The organism is Salinibacillus aidingensis (assembly GCF_039522525.1).
Taxonomy (GTDB): Bacteria; Bacillota; Bacilli; order Bacillales; family Alkalibacillaceae; genus Salinibacillus; species Salinibacillus aidingensis.
Genome location: NZ_BAAADO010000005.1, coordinates 62,659 through 84,802 on the forward strand (window position 1 = coordinate 62,659; position 22,144 = coordinate 84,802).

Genomic DNA, 22,144 nt, shown 5'->3' on the forward strand with positions numbered 1-22,144 from the left:
GTTATAATCTTATTATAAACTTTGTTCATCCACTAGACAAACAATTAGCAGTTCTGGTAATATATAGATAAAGCTTATACCTAAGCATTTTTTTAATAATTTACAGGGGGTATGGTTATGAAAGTTAGGAAAGCGGTTTCGTTTATGTTTGTGTTGATTGTTTCCGTTTTTGTTCTTGCTGCTTGTACAGGTGATGAAGATGCATCAAATGAATCCGACTCTGGTGATACAAAAACAGTAAAATTTATGCATTTATGGCCTGAGGGGAGTTCGGCTCAGCATCACAAAGTTGTTAACGATATCATATCAAATTTTGAAAATGAAAATCCAAATATCACCATTGATCTTGAAGTTTTAAGTAATGAGCAGTATAAAGACAAAATTAAAGTACTATCCACTTCAGATGAATTACCTGATGTTGGTATGACATGGGCTGCAGGATATATGAAGCCATATGTGGAAGGTGATATGTACGCACCATTAGATGATATACTTAATAAAGATGATTTTGTTTCCGGAACGACAGAAGCGTTTTCCGTGGATGGTACAACTTATGGGTTGCCATTAGAGCTAAATACTTCATACGTTTTCTATAACAAGGCAATTTTTGATGAGTATGGATTAGAAGCCCCTCAGACATTGGAAGAGTTAAAAGAGGTTGTTGCGACGTTAAATGAAAACGGTGTCAATCCAATCGCTTTAGGTAATAAGGATGCGTGGACCGGGTCTATGTGGTACATGTATTTAGCTGATCGACTCAGTGGGAATGAAGACGTATTAACCCAAGCAATTAATCGAGAAGGTTCTTTTGAAGACCCAGCACTGGTTCAAGCGGCTGAAGAGGTACAGGGGCTAGTTGAAGAAGATGCCTTTATACAAGGGTTTAATGGTATCGGTGATCAAGAAGCCAAGAGCATGTTTATGGCAGAACAGGCAGCTATGTATTTAATCGCAACATGGGATCTTCCAAACTATACAACAAACGATGATGTTTCACAGGAGTTTCGGGATAATGTAGGTTACTTTAAGTTCCCAACTGCTGATGGAAATGGTAATAAGGACAATTATATAGGTGGAACAGGTGTTGGTTTATTCGTTTCCCAAAACTCTGATGTAAAAGAAGAAGCAAAGAAATTTGCCTCTTACCTTGTTGAACAATGGGGCGAAAGATCGGTAACAGATGTAGGTATTATCCCAGCAACTAAAGTTGATACTGATTCCATGGAACTTCCAGAAATGTATAATAATGTGTTAAATGACTTAAATTCAGCAAACAATATTACATTGTATGCAGATGTGCAAATGAATGCGGAAGATGCACAGGTACACTTAGATGCAATTCAAGCACTTTTTGGTGGTGAAATAACACCAGAGGAATTTGCAAAAAGAAATGAAGAGGCTTTGGCGGATGAAGGATAGAACTGGCTAAAATGTAAATCAGGTTTACTGGAAAAGGACATATCCTACAAACTTGGATTGTCCTTTTCTACTTAAGAGAATGGATTCCTATTAAACACATAAACTATTATAGAGTCCATCCAGCATAAGGTTACACAATAAAAATGGGGTTGAATGCTATGAACAAAATAATGTCCAATAAATGGGTTATTTTTTTATATACATTTCCAGCGCTTTTCTTAATAGGTATTCTCATTGTGGTTCCATTAATTCTCTCCGGATATTTTGGATTAATGGACTGGGATGGAATTGGAGTAATGGAATTTATTGGCCTGGAAAACTATAAGGTTGCATTACAGGATGGTAAGTTCTGGGAAAGTGCACTTCATTCCTTTTTACTTGCTCTTTTTTCTGCATTGAGTTTAATTATTTACCTGGCAGTTGCCTTAATCTTAGCTTCGAAAATTAAAGGCGCAAACCTTTTGAGAAGAATATATTTAATTCCAATGTTACTCTCTTCTGTAGCAATAGCCCAGTTATGGATTAAAATGTACAATCCAACGAACGGGATGGTAAATAGCATTTTGTCGGCAATCGGTGTGGAAAATTTGCCAAACTGGCTGGCTGATACAAGTATTGTGTTATATGCCATCTTTATTCCAGTTATTTGGCAATATGCTGGTTTCTATATATTAATCTATTATGCAGCACTGAAAAATATCCCAGATTCACTGATTGAAGCAGCTAAAATTGATGGTGCTTCACCATTACAAATTGCACTTAAAATTAAAGTTCCATTAATTCGAAATGTGTTTATGGTAACAATTGTGTTAGCTGTTGTAGGTTCACTAAAATATTTTGACTTAATTTATGTTATGACAGGTGGCGGTCCAAATGGAGCTAGTGAAGTTATGGCTTCCTACATGTATAAATTAGCTTTTGAGAGCTATAACTTTGGTTACGGTAGTGCAATAGGGTTCTTAATATTAATTATTACCTTAATTGTGACGTTTATTATCCGTAAGCTAACAGCAACCAAAGAGGAGATTCAGTATTGATAGGGGGGCATACAATGAGAAGAATCGGTTTTATTTTACTATATGTTGTTTTAGCTTTTGTTGCTATATTTCAGATTTTTCCGATTATCTGGTTGGTTTTGTTTTCACTGAAGAGTAATCAGGAAAACTTTGCCGGTAATCCTTTTGCTTTGCCAACTGATCCGAAATGGGAAAATTATTTAAAAGTATTTGAAGGTGGAATTGGAATATACTTCTGGAATAGTGTTTGGATTACGGCTCTTGCAACGGTTTTAACCATCCTGGTTGCAAGTATGGCAACTTATGCAATTACTAGAATGCATTGGAAATATAGTGGTCTTGTATTAGGTATTATCATGATTGGATTAATGATTCCAGTCCACTCTGCTTTAATACCCCTTTACAATATGTTTACAAATGTAAACTTAATTGATAATCCATTGTCGATTGTAATCACATATACAACGTATAACCTGCCGATAACTGTCATGATTTTATTTGGATTTTATACGACAATACCACGAGAAATTGAAGAAGCGGCGATTATTGATGGAAGTTCGATCCATCGTATGTTTTTCAGAATCATTTTACCGATATCGGCACCAATTATGTCAACAACAGTTATTATTAATATGATTTATAACTGGAACGAATTTGTCTTTGTTAACACATTTATCAGTTCAGATAAATTCAAAACGTTGACTGTTGGAATTCAAAACTTTATTGGACAATACATGACTGATTGGGGAGCGATTGGTGCAACGCTGGTCATTAGTGTACTCCCAATTATTATTGCTTTCTTATTTTTCAGTGAGAAGATTATGGAGGGGATTACTGCAAGTGCAGTAAAAGGATAGTAGATAATAGACAGTATCTTAGATTACTTTTAAAAAAGACCACCTTACCTGACTGTTTTTCAAAATAGACAGATAAGGTGGTCTTTTTTAAAGGCTATTTTTTATTAGCAGTTGATACATGCCGACTCCTCATAAAATGTATGCACATTTACTTGTGTGATGTAAATTACTCAAAGCTTTTCCTGTCGTTTAGAACTCAAGCCAAAATCTCTTTTTTTAAATATCTTCTTGTTTTTGTTGTACATTATCAAAAGCCTGAAGACTAAACCAGGTAGTGATAAAGGCGTAAGTAGTTCCGCCGAATATAAATAATAATGCAGGAATTTGCCACATAATGAAAAAGGAAGAAACCAGACAGATTGTCATGAGGATATTTAGAACCGGGTTAATTAACATGATAAGAAAAGCATTTTTTAATAATCCAAAACTGTTTAAATCATAATGGGCAAAGCTTGGAAAGATATAAAATAGGAATATGGCTACAAGAAGCATAAATGCAAATAATGGGATATAGGTCCAGCTCATTTGCTCGTCTATATTAAGCTGAATATAATAGACATCAATCGCAATAAGGATAAATAATAGATTTAGAAAAGTCCCCAGCAGATTACTTTTTAAAAAATCCTGCTTGTAATAGTTCCAATAGGTTTTTAGGACTGGGAGATCCGGGTTATTTCGCAGCCAATCACGGACCATAGCAAACATTGAAGTAGTCGCAGGATAGAAACCGAAAATAATCCCTCCAAGTAATGAGAAGGTAACCCACAGAAGGTTTACATAAGCAAATTTCGTAATCCATTCCATGATATTGTAAAGTGTACTGGTAATTGTATTCAAGACTGTATCCTCCCATATATGTAACGAATTTCGATTTGCGGGTCATCAGAAAACAATTAGTTATGTATAAAGAACTGCAATATGGAAGAAGATTTTTTTTATTATATATTAACTCATTGTTTATATATATCTCCGCTACTGGCTTCAGATTTTCAAAAGAAGGATCAGAGGTGAGTATACGTCCAGTAATTTTCCGTTGTTTTAACTACCAGACAGCAGGGAATAAAAGCTCTCACTAACTGAAGGTTGTGTATCATTTTACCTTTTCATATCGTAACCTCAAAAAGATATTTTGTCCAATATATTTCCCATTACTTAATGCTCAAAGAAGGAAAACTACTTAGTTTATTCAATAGACGAACTAATAAATAAATGTTACAATTAAATTGTGAAAATACTTTCATTCGGGTGGATTATAAATTAAGGAGGTTATCGACGATGGCTTATCTCAAAGAAATGAACAAAATCACTTATGAGGGTCCGAAATCAACGAATCCGTTAGCATTTAAATTTTATAATCCTGATGAAAAAGTTGGCGGGAAAACGATGGAGGAAATTTTACGTTTTGGTGTTGCTTACTGGCACACTTTCACGGAAGACTTGACGGATCCATTTGGCGCAGGTACAGCGATACGACCTTGGGATACATACAAAGGAATGGATTTAGCAAAGGCCCGTGTAGAGGCTGCATTTGAATTCTTTGAGAAATTGAATGTCCCATATTTTTGCTTCCATGATGTAGATATTGCACCAGAAGGAGACACATTAGCAGAATCAAATCGAAACCTGGACACGATTGTCGCAATGATTAAAGAGTACATGAAAGATAGTAAAACCAAATTGTTATGGAATACGGTTAATAATTTTACACATCCTCGTTTTGTTCATGGTGCAGGTTCATCTAATAATGCTGATGTATTCGCCTATGCAGCTGCAAAAGTGAAAAAAGGATTGGAGATTGGAAAGGAGCTCGGTGCAGAAAACTATGTATTCTGGGGTGGCCGAGAAGGGTATGAAACCTTGCTCAATACCGACATGAAACTGGAATTGGATAATTTAGGCCGTTTTTTCCATATGGCTGTTGATTATGCAAAGGAAATTGCCTTTGAAGCACAGTTTCTTATCGAGCCAAAACCAAAAGAGCCAACATCCCATCAATATGATTTTGATGTAGCAAGCGGCTATGCTTTCCTGCAAAACTATGATTTGCAGGATCACTTTAAATTTAACATCGAAGCAAACCATGCAACACTAGCAGGGCACACATTTGAACATGAATTGCATTATGCACGCATTCACAATATGCTCGGGTCAGTTGATGCGAACCAGGGACATCCATTACTAGGATGGGATACGGATGAATTTCCAACAGATCTTTATTCCACAACCTTGGCAATGTATGAAATTCTGAAAAATGGCGGTTTGGGCCGTGGAGGATTGAACTTTGATGCAAAAGTTCGCCGTGGTTCCTTTGTGCCGGAAGACCTGTTCCATGCCCACATTGCTGGAATGGATAGCTTTGCAGTAGGACTAAAAGTAGCACAGCGCCTTATCGATGACAAAGTGCTGGAAAATGTGGTGGAAGATCGTTACAGTTCCTATAAAGAAGGAATCGGCCGTGACATTGTAGAAGGCAAAGCAGACTTCCACAAACTGGAGGAGCATGCGCTAGGATTAAAAGAAATCCGCAATGAATCTGGTAAACTGGAACGCATTAAAGCTATAATTAATCAATATCTACTTACAGCATTTGCTGAATAAGCTATATAAATAGTGTGGACATAACATAAATCATAAAAGGTGAAAGGTGAAGACCAGACCTTTCCTTCAATGTCTTCGCCTTTTATTCAAAATGAATATCCTTTTATATAACTAGTGGATGTGACTGATTTTTAAGGGCGGGAGAGATTAAGAATGAAACATGTAATCGGAGTTGATTTAGGGACAAGTGCAGTTAAACTATTATTAGTAAATCAGCAAGGGGAAGTAACGCAGGAAGTGTCCAAGTCCTACCCATTATTTCAGGAAAAAGTCGGTTACAGTGAACAAAACCCGAATGACTGGGTGGAGCAGACAACTGCCGGAATAACCGAATTATTGGAAGGGTTCGACGGAAATCCGGAAGACATTGAGGGCCTTAGTTTCTCCGGACAAATGCACGGACTGGTGCTTCTCGATGAAAATAATGAAGTTCTGCGTAATGCTATTCTTTGGAATGACACAAGAACAACGGCGGAATGTGAAGAAATTTATGAACGTGTTGGAAAAGAACGTCTGGTTAACATCACGAAGAATATAGCGTTGGAAGGATTTACACTCCCGAAAATCCTGTGGGTGAAAAATCATGAGCCAGAGGTTTTCCGAAAGGCTCATGCGTTCGTATTACCAAAAGATTATGTACGTTTAAAGTTGACGGGTAAACTGCATATGGAATACTCAGATGCAGCAGGAACGTTACTGTTGAATGTATCGGAAAAAATGTGGAGCAAAGAAATATGTGAAATCCTGGATATTAATCCGGAAATTTGTCCTCCACTAGTCGGATCTCATGAGGAAGTGGGGACCATCACAAATCGTGTGGCAGAAGTAACTGGTTTAAGTTTTTCGACCCGTGTTTTTGCTGGTGGAGCAGACAATGCATGTGGTGCAATTGGGGCAGGTATTTTAGCGGATGGCAAAACAATGGTAAGCACTGGTACATCTGGTGTGGTATTATCCTATGAAGCAAGCGGTGACAAGGATATTGGCGGTAAAGCCCATTACTTCAATCATGCTGCTCCCGAGGCCTTTTATACTATGGGGGTAACTCTAGCAGCAGGCTACAGCTTATCCTGGTTTAAAGATACATTTGCTAAAGACATTTCCTTTAATGAGTTACTGGCAGACGTGGATACTGTCCCGGTGGGAGCTAATGGACTCTTGTTTACACCCTATATTGTGGGGGAAAGAACTCCACATGTGGATGCAAATGTTCGTGGAAGCTTCATCGGAATGGATGGATCCCATGAAATGACACACTTTGTTCGGGCTGTAATCGAAGGAATTACCTTCTCCCTTAATGAATCAGTAGAAATCTTTCGGGAAAATGGCAAAACCATTGATACGATTGTTTCCATCGGTGGAGGAGCAAAAAGTGAATCCTGGTTGCAAATGCAAGCCGATATTTTCAATGCAAAAATGGTTAAGATGCAAAGTGAACAGGGACCAGGCATGGGTGCTGCGATGCTTGCAGCGTACGGCTGTAACTGGTTTAATTCCTTGAAGGATTGCGCGGATGTATTCTTGAAAGAGGGCGAAGTTTATGAGCCCATTCCAGAAAATGTAGAAAAGTATAAGGAATTATTTGCGGTTTATCAAGAAGTATATCGTAAAACGAATCAATTGAATCAGCAATTAATGTTATTTCGTTATTAATAAACAATTTCGATACCGTTTTAATAGTTCAATTGATAGATATCAATGTAATAAAAGGGACTATATATTTGGGGCTATTTAACCGTTTTTTGACTCTTCATGAAAAAACTTTATTCATCCAATAGATAAACTATTGGGCTGTTGCTAAAATAATAGCTGCTAGCAGTATACAAAAAGCTTTTTGTCACTGAAAATGGAATCGCTTTCTTTCAGCATTGTTTAATCTGTTAACTGTGTTTCTCTAAAAATTTCTGAAAAGGGGATATTTATGCGAAAAGGGCTGCGTAAGTTAATGTTTACTGGAATGGCTCTAACTCTTCTCATTCCAACCGGAGCCAATGTTGTTTTAGCTGAAAAAAACTCTGGTTCTATTAATGCCTTGGGAGTACCATCACTTGAAGAACGCTATGAAGAATCGTTTGAAATTGGCGCTGCTGTTGAGCCATACCAATTGGAAGGGATTCAGGAAGAAATTTTAAAACATCACTACAATAGTATTGTTGCAGAGAATGTGATGAAGCCGATAAACATTCAGCCGGAAGAAGGGAAATTTGATTTTGAGCAAGCAGATAAAATTATTCAGTTTGCCAAAGAACATGATATGGAAATACGTTTTCACACATTAGTGTGGCATAGCCAAGTACCAAAGTGGTTTTTTCTGGATAAAAAAGGGGAACCGATGGTAGAGGCTACGGACCCAAAACAGAAGAGAAAGAATAAAAAGTTATTGCTAAAGCGCCTGAGAAAACATATTAAAACGATTGTGAAACGTTATAAAGATGATGTTGATTCCTGGGATGTTGTCAATGAAGTCATTGATGAAAATGCATCCAATGACAGAGGTCTTCGCGAATCACCATGGTATCAAATTACAGGAACAGATTATATCAAAGTTGCATTTGAAACCGTCAAAAAGTTTGCAGATGAAGATGCAATGCTCTATATTAATGATTATAATACCGAAGTTGAACCAAAAAAAACATTTCTTTATAACTTAGTAAACGATTTGCTGGAACAAGGTGTTCCAATTGATGGAATCGGTCATCAATCCCATATCCAGATTGGATGGCCATCCTTGAAGGAAATGGAAGATTCCATCAATATGTTTGCTGATCTTGGCTTAGATAACCAAATCACTGAGCTTGATGTAAGCCTTTATGGCTGGCCGCCGACACCTGCCTATAAAACATATAAAGACATTCCTTATAGTGAATTCGAACGGCAGGCAGAGCGTTATAACGATATATTTGAACTTTATGAAAGATTAGATGATAAAATCAGTAGTGTCACATTTTGGGGTATTGCTGACAATCACACATGGCTGGATGACCGTGCAGAACAATATAACGATGGTGTAGGGAAAGATGCACCTTTTGTCTTTGACATGGATTACAATGTGAAACCGGCATACTGGAAAATTATAGATTGAAAGATGCAGAAGGCTGTTCCGAAACAGGAACAGCCTCTTTAGGTGTGCCCGGCATGGGTGGACTCTAACGGGTGAAAGTCCCGAGTGCGACCTGGTAACGGTAAGCACATAGCTGAAGGCAAGGGTGTCCATGGTGACGTGGAATCTGAAGGAAGCCTTAGACAAAACTCTGGTTTGACGAACAGAAACCATATAAGAGGCAACGTATGAGGATAAGCCTGCTAAAGAAGTCAAAGTCCTATAGCTACCCAATATCATACGGTGTAAATATGGCAGATGGATGGAGCGAAAGAGTCCACACCTTAATCGGGGAGGTCTCATCATCTATGCCAAAGGCTTATAGCTATGTAAGCTTGGGTAAAGAGAAGTCAGCCGAAGCCGTAGTGGTGAAGACGTCTATCGAAAGTTAGAAAAAGCGAAGGGCTGAACAATTTTATCGTTATGGAAATCTGTATTGGAAGAGGAAAAAGACCACTGGCATATCGCGTTAAAGTGGATACCGACTTCACAAGAAGGAAAGGAAATAACAAGCATGTATGAAGAGAAACTTCTAGAATCGATTCTGAGAAGGGATAATCTTGAACAGGCACAAAGGCAAGTCATCAAGAACAAAGGTGTCGCAGGTGTAGATGGCATGACAACTAAGGAACTACCGTTGTACATGATAGAAAACACAAAGGATATTATTCACCAAATTAGACATAAGAGGATGGATTCACTACTTTAAAATGGGCTATATGAAGACGCTTCTAGAACGTATTGACTCTCACACGAGAGTTCGTCTAAGAACGTGCATATGGACAGAATGGAAAACACCGAAGAATCGAAGAAAGAACTTAATTAAGCTAGGTATGAACAAATATGATGCCTACAAGAATAGCTACACGAGTAAAGGAGGAGTCCGCATAGCTTACTTTTGGGTCCTTACAAGGACCATAACAAATAAGAGACTAGCCCGGTTTGGGCTAATCTCCTGTGTATAACTATAACATTACAAGAAAGTACATGCTTAATATAAAAATGAACCGCCGTATAAGGAATCGTACGTACGGTGGTGTGTAAGGTCGGAGTCTAATCACCTCCTCCTACTCGATTTACGGCCAGTAAATTCCTGATAAGTTTAACTAACCATAAGTGTGGATGGAGAAAATTCCTACTGATGGAGATTGACATTATGGGCCAAAAACATTAACTGAAGTTTCATTCTATGTAAAAAATATAAAACTTTAAAATTAGTACCTTTTAGCTACTATGTGGAACTTCGACAGGATTCTTAATGCGTTTCGACATGAATAGAATAAATCGTATGGAATACACCCGCCTTTTTTCATATCATTTTTCTATTTTTAACGAAATGACCAGGACTTTAGCCCCTTAGAATGGATAAAAAGACCCAATAATGAGCTGAATTGACTAAATATTACTATAATTTTAAAATTTAGATGTTTATACATTGTTGGCTGCAGTGAGGAGGGGTGGAGACCCTCACAGATAGACATTTCACTTTATATAAGGATTCTATAGGGAGACAATGCATATGATTGAATCAAAGAAAAGAGCCTTCATCTTTCTAGTTCTCGCTTTTATTTTGGCATTAGTCGCAGGTTACTTCGTTTATGAAAAAGTAAAGTCACTGAATGCAGAGCTTGGCGGCATGACCGAGGTTTATGTTGCTAATGACAATATCCCGGCAAGACAGGAAATAAGTGAGAAGGCTGTGACAGTGATGGAAATTCCCAATAAGTTTGTAACAGATTCACATATAACCAGTATGGAGAATTTAAAAAATCGGGTTTCCGTTGTTCAACTTGGCGAGGGGGACCTTATTACAGAAGAAATGATAAAACCAGTATCCCATCTAAGAGATGAGAACAATCGACTCGTTTCCCTGCCGGCATCAGAAACACTCACATTTGATCAATTCATTGAACCACTGGATCGTGTAGATCTTGTTGTTTCAAGAGAAATTGAGGGGGAGAAGAGGACCGAAACCTTTATGAAGGATGTTCTCGTTTACCATGCGCAATCAAAAGACAATAACATGCTGGGAATCGGTGTGGTTATTCCTGCAGAAAGGGTTGAAGAACTGATTCATGTGCAGCATTATGCTGAGCACATCCGGGTTTTAAAGGCGAATGTTGGAAATTCCAATGCCTCTGATGGATCAAATTCAGGCTGATCAGGATGGATGTAATCAGGAATGAGTCATGAAACAGGAAATTCAAGGAGACGTGGACATGGACCGTAATTTGGATATTTTACTCGTGAGTGAGGATGAGACCATTACCAATCAATTGCTGAACTCTTTTGACCGTGACGAGAATACAATCACTGTCGTACGCTTTGAGGACGTATCCCGGGAAGTGAACCGGCAGACCAGAGATATCGTGATCATGGTTCAAAGCAGCAATGACCATATTGTGGAACAAATTCAATACATAAAATCGATTAATCCCTTAACCTTTACCATTTTTTTAGCGACGGAATCCGATATTAACCTGCTTCGAAATATTACAAGAGCAGGTGCGGAAGAGTTTTTCGTTTTGCCCGAGGAATTATCGTTATTTATCAGCCGGTTTCCAACAATTCAAAAAAGCTATCAAATGAGATTGGATTCTGAAAAAGAGCAGCCGATTATGTTTGGCAAAGGAAGAGGTCAGATTTACTCCTTCTACAGTGGAAAAGGGGGCACAGGAAAATCCCTCATCTCTTCCACTTTTGCGCAAACGTTAAAGCTGGAGTCCGCAGCCGAGGTCATTTTAATCGATTTAAATCTTCAATATGGCGGTATTGAAACCTTAATGTCCATCAGCACGAACCGCTCCATTGCTGACCTGAAGCCTGTTATTCAGGAGCTGAATGAAAATCACATTCGGAATGTGTCCCAGACTGAAGAGAATTCCCAGCTCGAGGTGTTAATCAGTCCCTGCGATGCCGAGGTGGGTGAGCAGCTGGATGAAGATTTTATCAGCCGGTTACTCAGGACGTGCAGGCGGTCATTTGATTACTGTGTCATTGATTTGCCTCCTCAAATGAGTGCACTGACGGCTGCTGCGATTGAAGAGTCTGATCAAATTTACTATGTACTGCTTCCGGAAACGACCTCCCTAAAGGTTTTAAAAAATTTTGAAGAGGTCTGTGAACGCTTAGGTATTCACCTTCAATCAAGTCTATCCATGATTGTAAACCAGTTATCAAAGGATAAAGAATTGCAGATTAAGGATTTGAAGAACCTCCTGCGTTTCCCTATCAAAACGACGATTCGATATGACTACAAGGGTCTGCAGTCGTTTGTTAATAAGGGAGAAGTGATTCGTAAAAAGCCCAAAGAAAAGCTCATTCCATTTTCTAAAGACATCCGTAAATTTGTCAAATCTGTGTTAAATCCTAAATAACGAAAGGACGAATGGTTTATAGATTCTCTGTAAGGAGGGTACATCATGCCATCTTTATTTGATAAACGCAAGGAAAGGGTGGTTCAGGGGAAGTCAGCAACGAACGAAATTGAACACTTAGTGGAACACTATAAGGCAAGGCTGTTGCGAGATACAAATCTTGAAGCTTTGACCAGTCTAAGTGAAGGGGAAATGCGGTTAAAAATTGAACAGCTCATTTCTCAATTTATGTCCGAGGAAAAAGTGATTATTCCACGACAGGAAAAAACCATGTTAATTAACCGTATATTGGATGAATCCGTTGGTTATGGACCATTGGAGCCCCTGATTCATGATGATTCCATTACGGAGATTTTAATTAACGGATATGATGAGGTTTATATTGAGCGTTTTGGAAAGCTTGAAAAAAGTCAGGTGACGTTCCGGGATGATGACCATATTCGTCATGTTGTAGATCGAATCGTTGCACCCATTGGCAGAAGAATCGATGAAAGTTCACCAATGGTTGATGCAAGATTGCCGGATGGAAGTCGTGTGAATGCGGTGATTCCTCCAGTTAGCTTAAATGGAACGCTCGTATCGATCCGGAAGTTCAAGAAGGACCCCTTTAAAATGGAGGATTTATTACGTTTTGACTCGCTAAATTATGACATGGCGCTGTTCCTGGAAGCAATTGTTCAAGCTAAATTGAACATCCTCATCTCAGGAGGAACAGGCTCCGGGAAAACAACACTGTTGAATGTACTGGCTGCCTCCATTTCACATGATGAACGGGTTGTGACGATTGAGGATTCCGCAGAGCTGCGGCTGGATCGACCCAATGTTGTTGGCATGGAATCAAGATCTGCAAACGTAGAGGGTAAAGGTGAAATTACCATACGAAAGCTTGTCAAAAACTCCCTCAGAATGCGACCGGACCGTATTATTGTAGGAGAGGTCCGTGGCGGAGAGGCGTTTGATATGCTTCAGGCTATGAATACCGGCCATGAGGGTTCCATTACAACCGTTCATGCCAACTCACCAGATGATGCTCTTCGACGTGTGGAAGCCATGGTTGTTATGGCTGGGCTGGAGCTTCCTTCCAGAATTATTCGAGAGTACATTATTGGAGCAATTGATATTGTCATTCAAGTAAACCGGCTGTCAGATGGAACGAGAAAAATGGTATCTATTTCAGAGCTTAAGAAAAATGAGGATGGCACCCATGAAATGAGGGAAATCTTCACTTTCAAACGAACGGGAATCACCGAAGATGGGAAAGTGAAAGGCTTTTATAAACCGACTGGTTATGTTCCGCAATGTCTGGAAAGGATTCAAGTGTTTGGAAATCAAGTCTCTGATTCTATTTTTCAATTAAATCGAAGGGAGGTCAGGTTTTGACTGCAGCATTAATCGCTACTTTTTCTGCGTTATCGTTTCTGGTGGGAATCCTTTATTACTTGGATTTCCGTAAAGAAAAAAGGGATTGGAGGAAACAGGCAGAGCAATTTTACCATGTAGAGGAAAGAAGAAAGAGCTTTATTGTCTTATTAGGAGACCGGTTTGATCAGACAGATGCAGCCAGGCCCATGTTAAAAAAATTGAGATCTGCAAACATCCCGCTAACACCTTCCGAATTCCTCGGGGCTCAAATTGTAGCATTTATGGGACTGATTTTTGTCTTATCGAGCCTATTTCACTTAAGGTTTCTTCTTAGCTTCATCACCTCTCTGTTATTTATTGAGGCAGCAAAGAAGCTTCTGTTTATGGTAAGAAAAAACAAGATGAAGGAGCGAATGGCCGAACAGCTGCCGGAAATCTGCAGGATTCTTGCCAATGCTACACGCTCCGGTATGACTCTCAATCAAGGGATACAGATGGTTGCTCAGGAAATTAATGACCCTGCGAGAGCCGAGTTTAAGCAGCTGGCACATGAGCTTTCTTTAGGCATTGAGTTCAACAGTGCGATTCAATCGCTGGAAAAACGCATGAATAACCGGGAATTTAAGCTTTTTGTTGCCACTGTACTTATTCAAAAGAAGGCTGGGGGAAATTTATCAGCCATTTTAGAGGAAATGGGTCAGACCTTAGAAGACCGCAAAATTCTCAAACAGGAAATTAAAACGATGACCGCTGAACAACGGTATATTTCCTATTTAGTTCCTGTAATCCCCGTTTTTCTGGTGTTGATGATGAACAATATCATCGACGGTTTCATTGATCCTTTACTGTCAGGGATTGGTATCCTGCTTGCTCTCTTATTCATAGGCGGTACGGTTGCAACCTTTTTATTAGTACGAAAGGTAACAAACATTAGGATGTGATGCTATGGATGGCCTCATTGTCGTGTTTTTAATTTTATCTCTGTTATTTTTGGGACTAAGTTTACGCAGCTTCTATCAATTTATGGTTTATAAACAGGATTTAAAAGAGGATGTAAAACAACAAACCTACCTATTCCAGTTGCTTGAAAAAGGATCATCCAAAAAGGAACGTTTATTAACAAAGCTGTTTCAATATGCGGATGATTTCTCTCATATAGGTCAGCGAATTAATTTCAGCAGTGAAAATCATGATGTCAGGAAGTGGCTCATGCAGGCAGGCTATCCTTATAAATTAAATGTTGAGAGGCTTCAAGGCTTAAAAATATTTATGGCTATTATTGGTTTAATGCTAGGCGGAATCAGCCTCATGCTGCGCCTTCCTTTTTCAGAGCTCACCGTTATCATTTATCCGTTATTAGGCTATGCGGGTGTGATTTACTGGATAAAATCGAAGGCAAAAAACAGGCAGGAGGAATTGTCCTTTCAGCTTCCGGATTTCCTGGACACAATGAGTGTCACCCTGCAGGCAGGGGTCGGACTTGATCAGGCATTAAGAGATATTGTGCCTTATTTTGATGGCCCTGTTAGAGAGGAATTTGGCCGTTTTATTCAGGAGCTTGACGTCGGGGTGCCAAGAAGGGAAGCCTATCAAATGCTGTTAAGTCGTAATGAAAGTAAAGAGTTTCAAATATTAATTAAGTCACTTCTTCAGGGAGAGCGGCTGGGAATACCGATTTCACAAACGTTCAGGCAGCAGGCCGAGGAAATGAGAAAGCTGAAAAAGGAATCGATCAAAGAAAAAGCAGCTAAAGCATCGCCGAAAGTAACCCTGATTACAACGTTTATTGTGCTGCCATCATCCCTGATATTGATTGGCGGGTTGATGGTGATGAATATGTTTAGTCAAAATCAAAATATTTTTCAGTTGCTTCAAAATTAAAAAAAGGGAGAGATGAGGAATGGGAAAATTGACAAAGCTTTATGTGAAATGGACACAGCCGGTTAGAAACGAACGGGGGGCGCAGTCGCTCGAGTGGCTGGGAGTTGCAGCGCTGTTAATTCTGGTCCTTGGGATTATTTCATCCGCGCTTAATGATAACAGTGACGGAATAACCGATATTATCAAAAATATCATTAACAAAATCAGCAATATGGTAGGTTAATTTTTTATACGTATATCATTGATTTACTGAGGAGTGTATAGGTTGCTAAAGAACAAACTCATAATCATTATCTTAATAATGTTCGTTATGGTGGCAGCAGGATGTACAAAAGATGAAAAGGAACCGACTTCAGAAAATAAAGAACAGTCAACTGAAAATACGGCAGAGGATATCAAAAAGGAAAAGAAAACAGAAGAAGATCAACCAGCTTCTTCTACAGAAGGAAACACGGAGGATATCTCCTTTCCGTCTACCTATCAGGAATTAGAAGCATTGCCAGTAGGAGAGGATGCAGGTCCTGTTTACGATTATGATTCAGATAAAAGTACAGAAGAGCAGGATGAAGAACTGGCGGAACACTTTAGTGATTTGCCGTTTCCACAAGATAAGGAAAATCCGACAGATCAGGAATTAGATAAGCTGTATCGGGAAATTTTAAAACGGGTTCAGCTTGATTATCAAGGGCCGGAAAACCTTATAAAGGAATTGAAGTTTCAGTCCCTTGGGAATCCGGACATTGAAGATTCAAGGTATCAATTTAAAGAGCAATTGAATGTTGTCGTTCTTTTAGATGCATCCGGAAGCATGGCTCAGAGGGTTGATGGAAAAACCAAAATGAATGCGGCAAAGGATGCCATATCAAAATTCCTCAGTGAATTACCAGAAGAGACAAATGTGGCTTTGCGAGTCTATGGTCACGAGGGGACAGGATCAGATGCGGATAAAAAAATGTCCTGTAGCAGTACAGAAAAGATTTATGGATTTGATTCCTATGATGCTGGTTCTTTTAAGAATTCGCTCAGTCAAATAAAACCGGCAGGCTGGACACCGACAGGGTTAGCTTTACAGGAAGCGCAGAAGGATTTGTCTTCCCTTGATGGTAGTAAAAACACCAATATTGTCTACCTGGTCAGTGATGGAATTGAAACCTGTGACACCAAACCTGTCCAGACCGCCAAGGAATTATATCAATCAAATATAACACCGATTATTAATGTGCTGGGATTCGATGTAAACGGAGAGGGACAGAACCATTTAAAGAAAATTGCCGATTCTGTTGATGGAATCTATCAGACTGTATCCGATGAAAATGAGCTCACGAAGGAATTAGAAAAGGTTAATAACATTGCCGATGCATGGCAGGATTGGAAAGAACAGGGACAACAGAGCCTGGATTTACAGCACGTTTCAAATGAGCTGGACATTTTTTCCTATATTACAGATGAAGAATCGAAAGTAGTCGATGAGCGAACGAGCATTAATTTTATTGCAAATGCACTCAATGATTATGGATATATCAGTGATGAATCCAGAGTCTATTTAGAAAAGAAAAATTCAGAATATCATGACTGGATCATTTCAGAGATTGATAAGTTTGAACAAGAGCTGGAAGAGATGAATGACAAAGGCTATAAAGAGGCTATGAAAGCTTTGGAGGAAAAGTATGAGTTGAATGTGAAAGAATAGAAGAGTGGTGATTCTTTGAAAAGGTATCGTGTGCAGAGGTCCATGGCGATTATCATCATTGGATTTATCACCTTTTGGAATCTATTTCCCATCGTAAGCTATGCCACCTTTATAACACCTGGTACCCCAATTACCCCTGGAGAAGCTATTACTCCGGGGGAACCGATTGAAGGTGGAGAGTATATTATTCCAGGTGAAGTCCTGCCTTATGGAGACCCTATTCAAGAAGGAGAATTTGAAAACTCAGGCGAACCTATTATAGAAGGCGAACCAATAAATGAAGGACTATTTATGATTCCCAATGTTCCAGAATTCCCTGCATATCAACCGATAGGAGGAGATGCAGCTTCACCTGGAAGTCCTATTCAATCAGGCTCCTCATCACAGTCCGGCAACGGGATGGAAGGTGGAAAGGCTACTAGTCCCGGATCTCCCATAAATGGGGGAAACTCTGGCGCTGGGGGATCAGCAACGGAAGGTGGTAATCCCAATACTGGTGATACCCTGAATGGCGGATCTGCTATTAATGGAGGAAATCAAAGTGGGGATGGTGAAGCTCCAACAAGTGGAAATCCGGTAAATGGCGGGGATGCTTCTCAGGGCGGTAATGCTGTAGATGGCAATGCAATAAATGGAGGCGATGGACCCTCGTCAGGCAGTGGTGGTCATGGGAATGCAGGAAATTCAGGTGAAGGAGAAATAGAAACAAAGTCTTTCCTGAATATTGCACTTCAGTCAACAGACGGCAGTCAGGGTCTTTATGGACATATTACTGGTTTTTTAAAAGATATGAAAAATTATGGGCTTAAATTTGCTGATGATGTAGCTCAAGGCGCAGCTTCTTTATATGCAGGATTTCAATTCAGACAATTAGAGAGTGGAAACTATTCAGTGAAAGGAAAAAATAAACTGAATAACCGTCTGTCAAATTGGTTTTATGATCGGTATCGACAGTACACATTTAACGGAGAAAGCAAAGCGATGGGTCCGCAAGTGAGATATATTCGACAGGATCGCATGAATGCGTTTCTTAGCAGTAAATCTATTCCGAATGCAGGTACAATGGGTGGTTTATTAAAAAATTCTGCTCAGTCTGCCAAAAGTGCTGTCAGCCAATCGTGGAATGTCTTTTCTAAAGGCTTTTGGAAGCCCAGCAGTTCGGTGAAATTGGGAGGTCCTGCCGGTATTATTCTCAACTCTGCAGGATCGATTTATGATCATTCTAATGGATTCTCTGATTTAGGAGGTTTAGCAACCACTGACTTTGCGGCCTCCTTCACGACAGATGCTGCCATTGGGGTTGCATCCACAGCTGCGGGAAGTGCAGCCTCTGCAATGGCTTCAGGTGCAGTTGCAGGGTCTGTTGTACCTGGTGTTGGAACCATAATAGGAGCGGCAGCCGGTTTAGGAGTGGGAATAGCAACCTCTTACTTCTTCAATGGGACCAATGTAGGAGGAAGAATCAAAAAAGGCATTACAAAAGGCATCAAGAAAGGCTATGACGCAATTGCCGGAGGAGTTAAAAAAGGAGTTGGTGCTGCAAAAGAAGCCGCAACATGGGCGAAAGACAAGGTATCATCAGCCTTTTCAAAATTAGGCGGAATATTTGATTAAAAAGGTGCCCCATCCATCTATGGGGTACCATTCTAAATGGAGGTATAAAGCATGAATCAGGAAGTCGAATTTAAACATAGTCGAATTATTCCCACGACCTTTTTACTCATTCTTACGGGGTTTTTAATGAGCTTCATCCCTGAAGTGAATTGGGGATTACTCGGTTTTAATTTAGGATTAGCTGCGGTTTGTATGATCCTTTTTATTGTCTTGTGGCGAGTGCATCGATATCAGAGCAAGAGGTATTTTTCGTTACTATCATATGTGATGCTAAACGTCCTGACGATTCATTTTACCATTCCTGTATTTCGTATTATTTATGGCACCGCAGCTTTCTGGGCAGGAATTGTCATACTTGCTGCTCTGGTTCTTCTTCCGTACTTGTTTTCCGAAAAAATTGCTCAGGGTATCCAGAATCCGGGACAAACAGGTCTGGGTAAAATCTACAAAATCTATGCACCCTTAATTATTGTTTTTGGAACCGTACTGTTTGCCGGTACCATTGGATCTTCAAATCCGGATGCACTGGCCATATCTATTTTTCTATTTTTATGTGGAATGATCTTTTTATCAGTTGCTCCTGTTATGTTGATCACCCCTCAGCGTATGGAGGAACTAGAAAATCAATAGGAGAGTCGTCATATGTTTCAATTTACAGGACTAATTCGGGCAATGGGGGCTTCCATTTTCCTTACCATCGTTATTTCATTTCTTCTGGGCCTAATGAATGTACTGAATGTGCAGGGGACAATTATTGCAGCATTTCTCATTACGTATGTATCCATAGGGATTTTAGCTCCATTATGGAATCGTGAAACCCCTTATTTTGCCACATTTATGGGGAGCTTAACCTTAACCGTTTTAAATTTTATTTTTTCTATTGTCGTCCTTCATATTCCGGTTTTCACGTCCCCTCTTGAGGTAAATGATCAAATAACGGCGAGTATCGTAACTTCTTTCATAACAGCATTCCTTATGATAACAATTCTTAAGCGAATGGAGAGGTGGAATCATGATTAAAGAAAGTCTGGCCCTATATAACCGGCAACTGATGAAAATATTAATGCTAAGCGTTATATTGGTGATTCCACTTACGCTCTTATGCTACTTTGCGACCTTTTACTTTTATCAGCAATTAACCAATCAACAATACCCTAATTTGTATGCTCTATTTTTAATCGTCGTCAACTTTACACTTATCATTCCTGTATTTAACAGGCTGGCGATATCTGATATTGAAGATGAGGAGGACCTATCGGTTTGGAAGTTATTATATGAGTTTATCAGGCACTTCGGGACCATTCTGTTTTTGACCGTTCCACTGTATATCCTGGGGGTCCTGGGCAGCTTCCTGCTATACATTCCGACGATCCTTTGCTTTTCACTGATCCTGTTAATTCCTTTTTATGTCTCGCACAGCAAGGTGAACGATATGATAAGACATGCCGGCAGAACGATGAGAGATGAACATCTTTTACTATTAATGGATTGGCTGGTGATTTTAAGTGTTCAGGTGCTTGTATGGGGGTTGATTATGCTTACCTTTGAAAACTTTGAAAATAACGTTTATGTATATGGGATTGCAAGGGCGATTATAAACTCATTTGTATTTCCCCTTCTGATTTTTTATTTAACGTTTCGATATTCCCATGCTGAAGAGCGTTTGTGATGAGGAGGATACCCATGGATATAGCTGCGAATCAAATACCTTTTAAATATAGCCGCACGCTCGTTGTTGTTCTCCTTTCCTTTCTCACGTTAGGTATGTATATCGCTTACTGGTTTCTAACGAGAAAAGAGGCCATACAGACGATTGCGGGAAAAAATAGAGCTCTGTTTAGATGGTGGATATTTTTTATGATCTTTTTAAGCCTATCCTTTATTCTTTTCTTTGCAGACGCTTATCTTTTTACTCCCTATGGCAGGGTCGTTATGGAATCGGTGAATGTAATATTGGTTTATTATTTTTTAGGTTTACTTTATTATTCTGTTTTCCGCATAACGGAACAACTGGAAGATTATTATGAGGAACTGCGGATTAGCCGGGTACTTCTCTTTTTTTTCCACTTCTGGTATTTACAGTTTAAAATTAACCAATTACATAAAGAAGCTCCTGAAGAAAAAGTCCCGGGAGAGGGTCTCGCATGAAAAAATGGATGAAAAAACTCAGGGAAGAAGAGGGGGCCATCAGTCTGGAGTTTCTGGGGATTTTACCTTTTTTCTTTATGTTCTTTCTTATTTTGTGGCAGGTGGTTGCATCAGGATACGCCGTTTATACAATCCATACAGCCGCAAATGAAGGTGCTAAAACCTATTCCATCACCCGGAATATTGATAAGGCTGAGGATACAATAAAAGACGTGATTGGGACCAGCTCGGTCTTAAATTATGAAAGGATGAACGTGGAATATATAAATTCAGATGGACGGTTTGAGTTATTGGTAGAGGGAAAGCATTCACTTATTTTTGTTCCGGATCAATGGAAATCAGCTACTGCTATTGATTTAGAAGAAACGACGGTAAGTCAGGTGCTGGTCGAATGAATACATGTATGAGTGATGAAAAAGGGAATGCCTCTTTGTTTTTATTATGGGTACTTGGCATAGTGGTGATCTTATTCGCTATTATAATCAATATTACGAAGGTGTTTCTGGTAGGAAGTGAAGCTTCTTATACCGTTCAGCAGGCAGCTTTAGCCGGTTCCTCGGTTTATATAAAGGAATCCAAGGCTGCCATTGAGGAATTTGATAACCATCTGGCTGCTTCCATTGATTTTAAGCTTAACCATGGAGGAAAAAGTCTGGGAGAGCTTGTGCGTGAACAACAGGATGCGCATGAAGGAACAGGATTATCCTCTGACCAGGCCTATATAAAAGCATTAAATGATGTTCTCCCGTCTGAAATAGATGCACATGATCAGCTGAAAAATACATTTAGGAGTCGCTTAAATAGTTCGTCGTTTAGCACTGCTATTTCTAATGCTGTGCAGTCAGTTATACGTGATAGTGAGGAAGCCAATTCTGAGGATACCACGATTGTGTTGTCCAATTCAGAATGGCGGCTGGAGGTGGAATCTTCGGTTACCTTTGAGAGTATTACAGGGGTGAATATTCCTCTTTTCAAAGATAAAATACCGGCGAGGGGAGAGGGGCCGAAGTTCATTTATCTGGAAAATGTATATGATGAATAAAAAGGACGGTACCGAAAGCAGGTATCGTCCTTTTTATAAA

23 protein-coding genes are annotated in these 22,144 nt (G+C 39.4%); 22 read left to right on the forward strand and 1 reads right to left on the reverse strand.

The window, feature by feature from the left end:
• Positions 1 to 117 precede the first annotated feature (117 nt).
• The 3 genes from ABD006_RS12620 (at position 118) to ABD006_RS12630 (ending at position 3,292) form a co-directional block, all read left to right on the forward strand.
• The gene (locus tag ABD006_RS12620; protein WP_343841657.1) at positions 118 to 1,419 is read left to right on the forward strand and encodes an extracellular solute-binding protein; all 1,302 of its coding nucleotides are present in this window, start codon (positions 118 to 120) and stop codon (positions 1,417 to 1,419) included.
• Positions 1,420 to 1,577: 158 nt separating this feature from the next.
• Entirely contained in the window at positions 1,578 to 2,456 is an 879-nt protein-coding gene (locus tag ABD006_RS12625) for a carbohydrate ABC transporter permease (protein WP_343841659.1), read from the forward strand.
• Between the two features lie 14 nt (positions 2,457 to 2,470).
• On the forward strand, positions 2,471 to 3,292 hold the full coding sequence (locus ABD006_RS12630) for a carbohydrate ABC transporter permease (protein ID WP_343841660.1): 822 nt from the start codon (positions 2,471 to 2,473) through the stop codon (positions 3,290 to 3,292).
• Between the two features lie 216 nt (positions 3,293 to 3,508).
• Here ABD006_RS12630 and ABD006_RS12635 read toward each other — a convergent pair whose 3' ends face one another.
• Entirely contained in the window at positions 3,509 to 4,129 is a 621-nt protein-coding gene (locus ABD006_RS12635; RefSeq protein ID WP_343841661.1) for a YesL family protein, read from the reverse strand.
• Between the two features lie 438 nt (positions 4,130 to 4,567).
• Between ABD006_RS12635 and xylA the strand changes: the two genes are divergently transcribed.
• From xylA to ABD006_RS12730, 19 genes are all read left to right on the forward strand, one after another.
• Positions 4,568 to 5,890 carry a xylose isomerase gene (gene xylA, locus ABD006_RS12640; protein ID WP_343841662.1) on the forward strand — a complete coding sequence of 441 codons (1,323 nt, stop codon included), beginning with the start codon at positions 4,568 to 4,570 and terminating at the stop codon, positions 5,888 to 5,890.
• A gap of 153 nt (positions 5,891 to 6,043) precedes the next feature.
• The gene (gene xylB, locus ABD006_RS12645) at positions 6,044 to 7,543 is read left to right on the forward strand and encodes a xylulokinase (RefSeq protein WP_343841664.1); all 1,500 of its coding nucleotides are present in this window, start codon (positions 6,044 to 6,046) and stop codon (positions 7,541 to 7,543) included.
• Positions 7,544 to 7,811: 268 nt separating this feature from the next.
• The gene (locus ABD006_RS12650) at positions 7,812 to 8,972 is read left to right on the forward strand and encodes an endo-1,4-beta-xylanase (RefSeq protein WP_343841666.1); all 1,161 of its coding nucleotides are present in this window, start codon (positions 7,812 to 7,814) and stop codon (positions 8,970 to 8,972) included.
• 454 nt (positions 8,973 to 9,426) lie between these two features.
• A complete protein-coding gene (locus tag ABD006_RS12655) occupies positions 9,427 to 9,699 on the forward strand; it encodes a hypothetical protein (protein WP_343841669.1) in 273 nt (90 codons plus the stop codon).
• 10 nt (positions 9,700 to 9,709) lie between these two features.
• The gene (locus tag ABD006_RS12660) at positions 9,710 to 9,955 is read left to right on the forward strand and encodes a hypothetical protein (protein ID WP_343842198.1); all 246 of its coding nucleotides are present in this window, start codon (positions 9,710 to 9,712) and stop codon (positions 9,953 to 9,955) included.
• A gap of 554 nt (positions 9,956 to 10,509) precedes the next feature.
• Entirely contained in the window at positions 10,510 to 11,151 is a 642-nt protein-coding gene (gene cpaB / locus ABD006_RS12665; protein WP_343841670.1) for a Flp pilus assembly protein CpaB, read from the forward strand.
• A 28-nt stretch (positions 11,152 to 11,179) separates the two neighbouring features.
• On the forward strand, positions 11,180 to 12,367 hold the full coding sequence (locus ABD006_RS12670; protein ID WP_343841672.1) for a CpaE/TadZ family protein: 1,188 nt from the start codon (positions 11,180 to 11,182) through the stop codon (positions 12,365 to 12,367).
• A 45-nt stretch (positions 12,368 to 12,412) separates the two neighbouring features.
• Entirely contained in the window at positions 12,413 to 13,747 is a 1,335-nt protein-coding gene (locus ABD006_RS12675) for a TadA family conjugal transfer-associated ATPase (protein ID WP_343841674.1), read from the forward strand.
• Positions 13,744 to 14,670, forward strand: coding sequence for a type II secretion system F family protein (locus tag ABD006_RS12680; RefSeq protein ID WP_343841675.1), 927 nt, complete (start codon positions 13,744 to 13,746; stop codon positions 14,668 to 14,670). The genes ABD006_RS12675 and ABD006_RS12680 overlap by 4 nt, the downstream gene beginning before the upstream one ends.
• A gap of 4 nt (positions 14,671 to 14,674) precedes the next feature.
• Complete coding sequence (locus ABD006_RS12685; protein ID WP_343841677.1) at positions 14,675 to 15,610, forward strand: type II secretion system F family protein; 936 nt, start codon at positions 14,675 to 14,677, stop codon at positions 15,608 to 15,610.
• Between the two features lie 19 nt (positions 15,611 to 15,629).
• Positions 15,630 to 15,833, forward strand: a complete 204-nt coding sequence (locus ABD006_RS12690) for a hypothetical protein (RefSeq protein ID WP_343841678.1) — start codon at positions 15,630 to 15,632, stop codon at positions 15,831 to 15,833.
• Between the two features lie 42 nt (positions 15,834 to 15,875).
• Complete coding sequence (locus ABD006_RS12695) at positions 15,876 to 17,300, forward strand: VWA domain-containing protein (RefSeq protein WP_425542223.1); 1,425 nt, start codon at positions 15,876 to 15,878, stop codon at positions 17,298 to 17,300.
• 30 nt (positions 17,301 to 17,330) lie between these two features.
• Entirely contained in the window at positions 17,331 to 18,914 is a 1,584-nt protein-coding gene (locus ABD006_RS12700; RefSeq protein WP_343841682.1) for a hypothetical protein, read from the forward strand.
• 51 nt (positions 18,915 to 18,965) lie between these two features.
• A complete protein-coding gene (locus tag ABD006_RS12705; protein ID WP_343841685.1) occupies positions 18,966 to 19,544 on the forward strand; it encodes a hypothetical protein in 579 nt (192 codons plus the stop codon).
• Between the two features lie 12 nt (positions 19,545 to 19,556).
• The gene (locus tag ABD006_RS12710) at positions 19,557 to 19,934 is read left to right on the forward strand and encodes a hypothetical protein (RefSeq protein ID WP_343841687.1); all 378 of its coding nucleotides are present in this window, start codon (positions 19,557 to 19,559) and stop codon (positions 19,932 to 19,934) included.
• Positions 19,927 to 20,583, forward strand: a complete 657-nt coding sequence (locus ABD006_RS12715; RefSeq protein WP_343841689.1) for a hypothetical protein — start codon at positions 19,927 to 19,929, stop codon at positions 20,581 to 20,583. The genes ABD006_RS12710 and ABD006_RS12715 overlap by 8 nt, the downstream gene beginning before the upstream one ends.
• A gap of 14 nt (positions 20,584 to 20,597) precedes the next feature.
• Positions 20,598 to 21,062, forward strand: a complete 465-nt coding sequence (locus ABD006_RS12720; RefSeq protein WP_343841691.1) for a hypothetical protein — start codon at positions 20,598 to 20,600, stop codon at positions 21,060 to 21,062.
• Positions 21,059 to 21,457, forward strand: a complete 399-nt coding sequence (locus ABD006_RS12725; RefSeq protein WP_343841692.1) for a TadE family protein — start codon at positions 21,059 to 21,061, stop codon at positions 21,455 to 21,457. Before ABD006_RS12720 ends, ABD006_RS12725 begins: the two co-directional genes overlap by 4 nt.
• On the forward strand, positions 21,454 to 22,104 hold the full coding sequence (locus tag ABD006_RS12730) for a Tad domain-containing protein (protein WP_343841693.1): 651 nt from the start codon (positions 21,454 to 21,456) through the stop codon (positions 22,102 to 22,104). Before ABD006_RS12725 ends, ABD006_RS12730 begins: the two co-directional genes overlap by 4 nt.
• Positions 22,105 to 22,144: the final 40 nt, after the last annotated feature.

What these genes read in the sequence shown, in the direction of transcription:
- ABD006_RS12725 (WP_343841692.1), top strand. Translation starts at nt 21,059, where the DNA reads ATGAAAAAATGGATGAAAAAACTCAGGGAAGAAGAGGGGGCCATCAGT.
- ABD006_RS12675 (WP_343841674.1), top strand. Translation starts at nt 12,413, where the DNA reads ATGCCATCTTTATTTGATAAACGCAAGGAAAGGGTGGTTCAGGGGAAG.
- ABD006_RS12710 (WP_343841687.1), top strand. Translation starts at nt 19,557, where the DNA reads ATGTTTCAATTTACAGGACTAATTCGGGCAATGGGGGCTTCCATTTTC.
- xylB (WP_343841664.1), top strand. Translation starts at nt 6,044, where the DNA reads ATGAAACATGTAATCGGAGTTGATTTAGGGACAAGTGCAGTTAAACTA.
- ABD006_RS12705 (WP_343841685.1), top strand. Translation starts at nt 18,966, where the DNA reads ATGAATCAGGAAGTCGAATTTAAACATAGTCGAATTATTCCCACGACC.
- ABD006_RS12670 (WP_343841672.1), top strand. Translation starts at nt 11,180, where the DNA reads ATGAAACAGGAAATTCAAGGAGACGTGGACATGGACCGTAATTTGGAT.
- ABD006_RS12630 (WP_343841660.1), top strand. Translation starts at nt 2,471, where the DNA reads ATGAGAAGAATCGGTTTTATTTTACTATATGTTGTTTTAGCTTTTGTT.
- ABD006_RS12720 (WP_343841691.1), top strand. Translation starts at nt 20,598, where the DNA reads ATGGATATAGCTGCGAATCAAATACCTTTTAAATATAGCCGCACGCTC.
- ABD006_RS12650 (WP_343841666.1), top strand. Translation starts at nt 7,812, where the DNA reads ATGCGAAAAGGGCTGCGTAAGTTAATGTTTACTGGAATGGCTCTAACT.
- ABD006_RS12690 (WP_343841678.1), top strand. Translation starts at nt 15,630, where the DNA reads ATGGGAAAATTGACAAAGCTTTATGTGAAATGGACACAGCCGGTTAGA.
- ABD006_RS12715 (WP_343841689.1), top strand. Translation starts at nt 19,927, where the DNA reads ATGATTAAAGAAAGTCTGGCCCTATATAACCGGCAACTGATGAAAATA.
- ABD006_RS12730 (WP_343841693.1), top strand. Translation starts at nt 21,454, where the DNA reads ATGAATACATGTATGAGTGATGAAAAAGGGAATGCCTCTTTGTTTTTA.
- ABD006_RS12620 (WP_343841657.1), top strand. Translation starts at nt 118, where the DNA reads ATGAAAGTTAGGAAAGCGGTTTCGTTTATGTTTGTGTTGATTGTTTCC.
- ABD006_RS12625 (WP_343841659.1), top strand. Translation starts at nt 1,578, where the DNA reads ATGAACAAAATAATGTCCAATAAATGGGTTATTTTTTTATATACATTT.
- cpaB (WP_343841670.1), top strand. Translation starts at nt 10,510, where the DNA reads ATGATTGAATCAAAGAAAAGAGCCTTCATCTTTCTAGTTCTCGCTTTT.
- ABD006_RS12685 (WP_343841677.1), top strand. Translation starts at nt 14,675, where the DNA reads ATGGATGGCCTCATTGTCGTGTTTTTAATTTTATCTCTGTTATTTTTG.
- xylA (WP_343841662.1), top strand. Translation starts at nt 4,568, where the DNA reads ATGGCTTATCTCAAAGAAATGAACAAAATCACTTATGAGGGTCCGAAA.
- ABD006_RS12660 (WP_343842198.1), top strand. Translation starts at nt 9,710, where the DNA reads ATGAAGACGCTTCTAGAACGTATTGACTCTCACACGAGAGTTCGTCTA.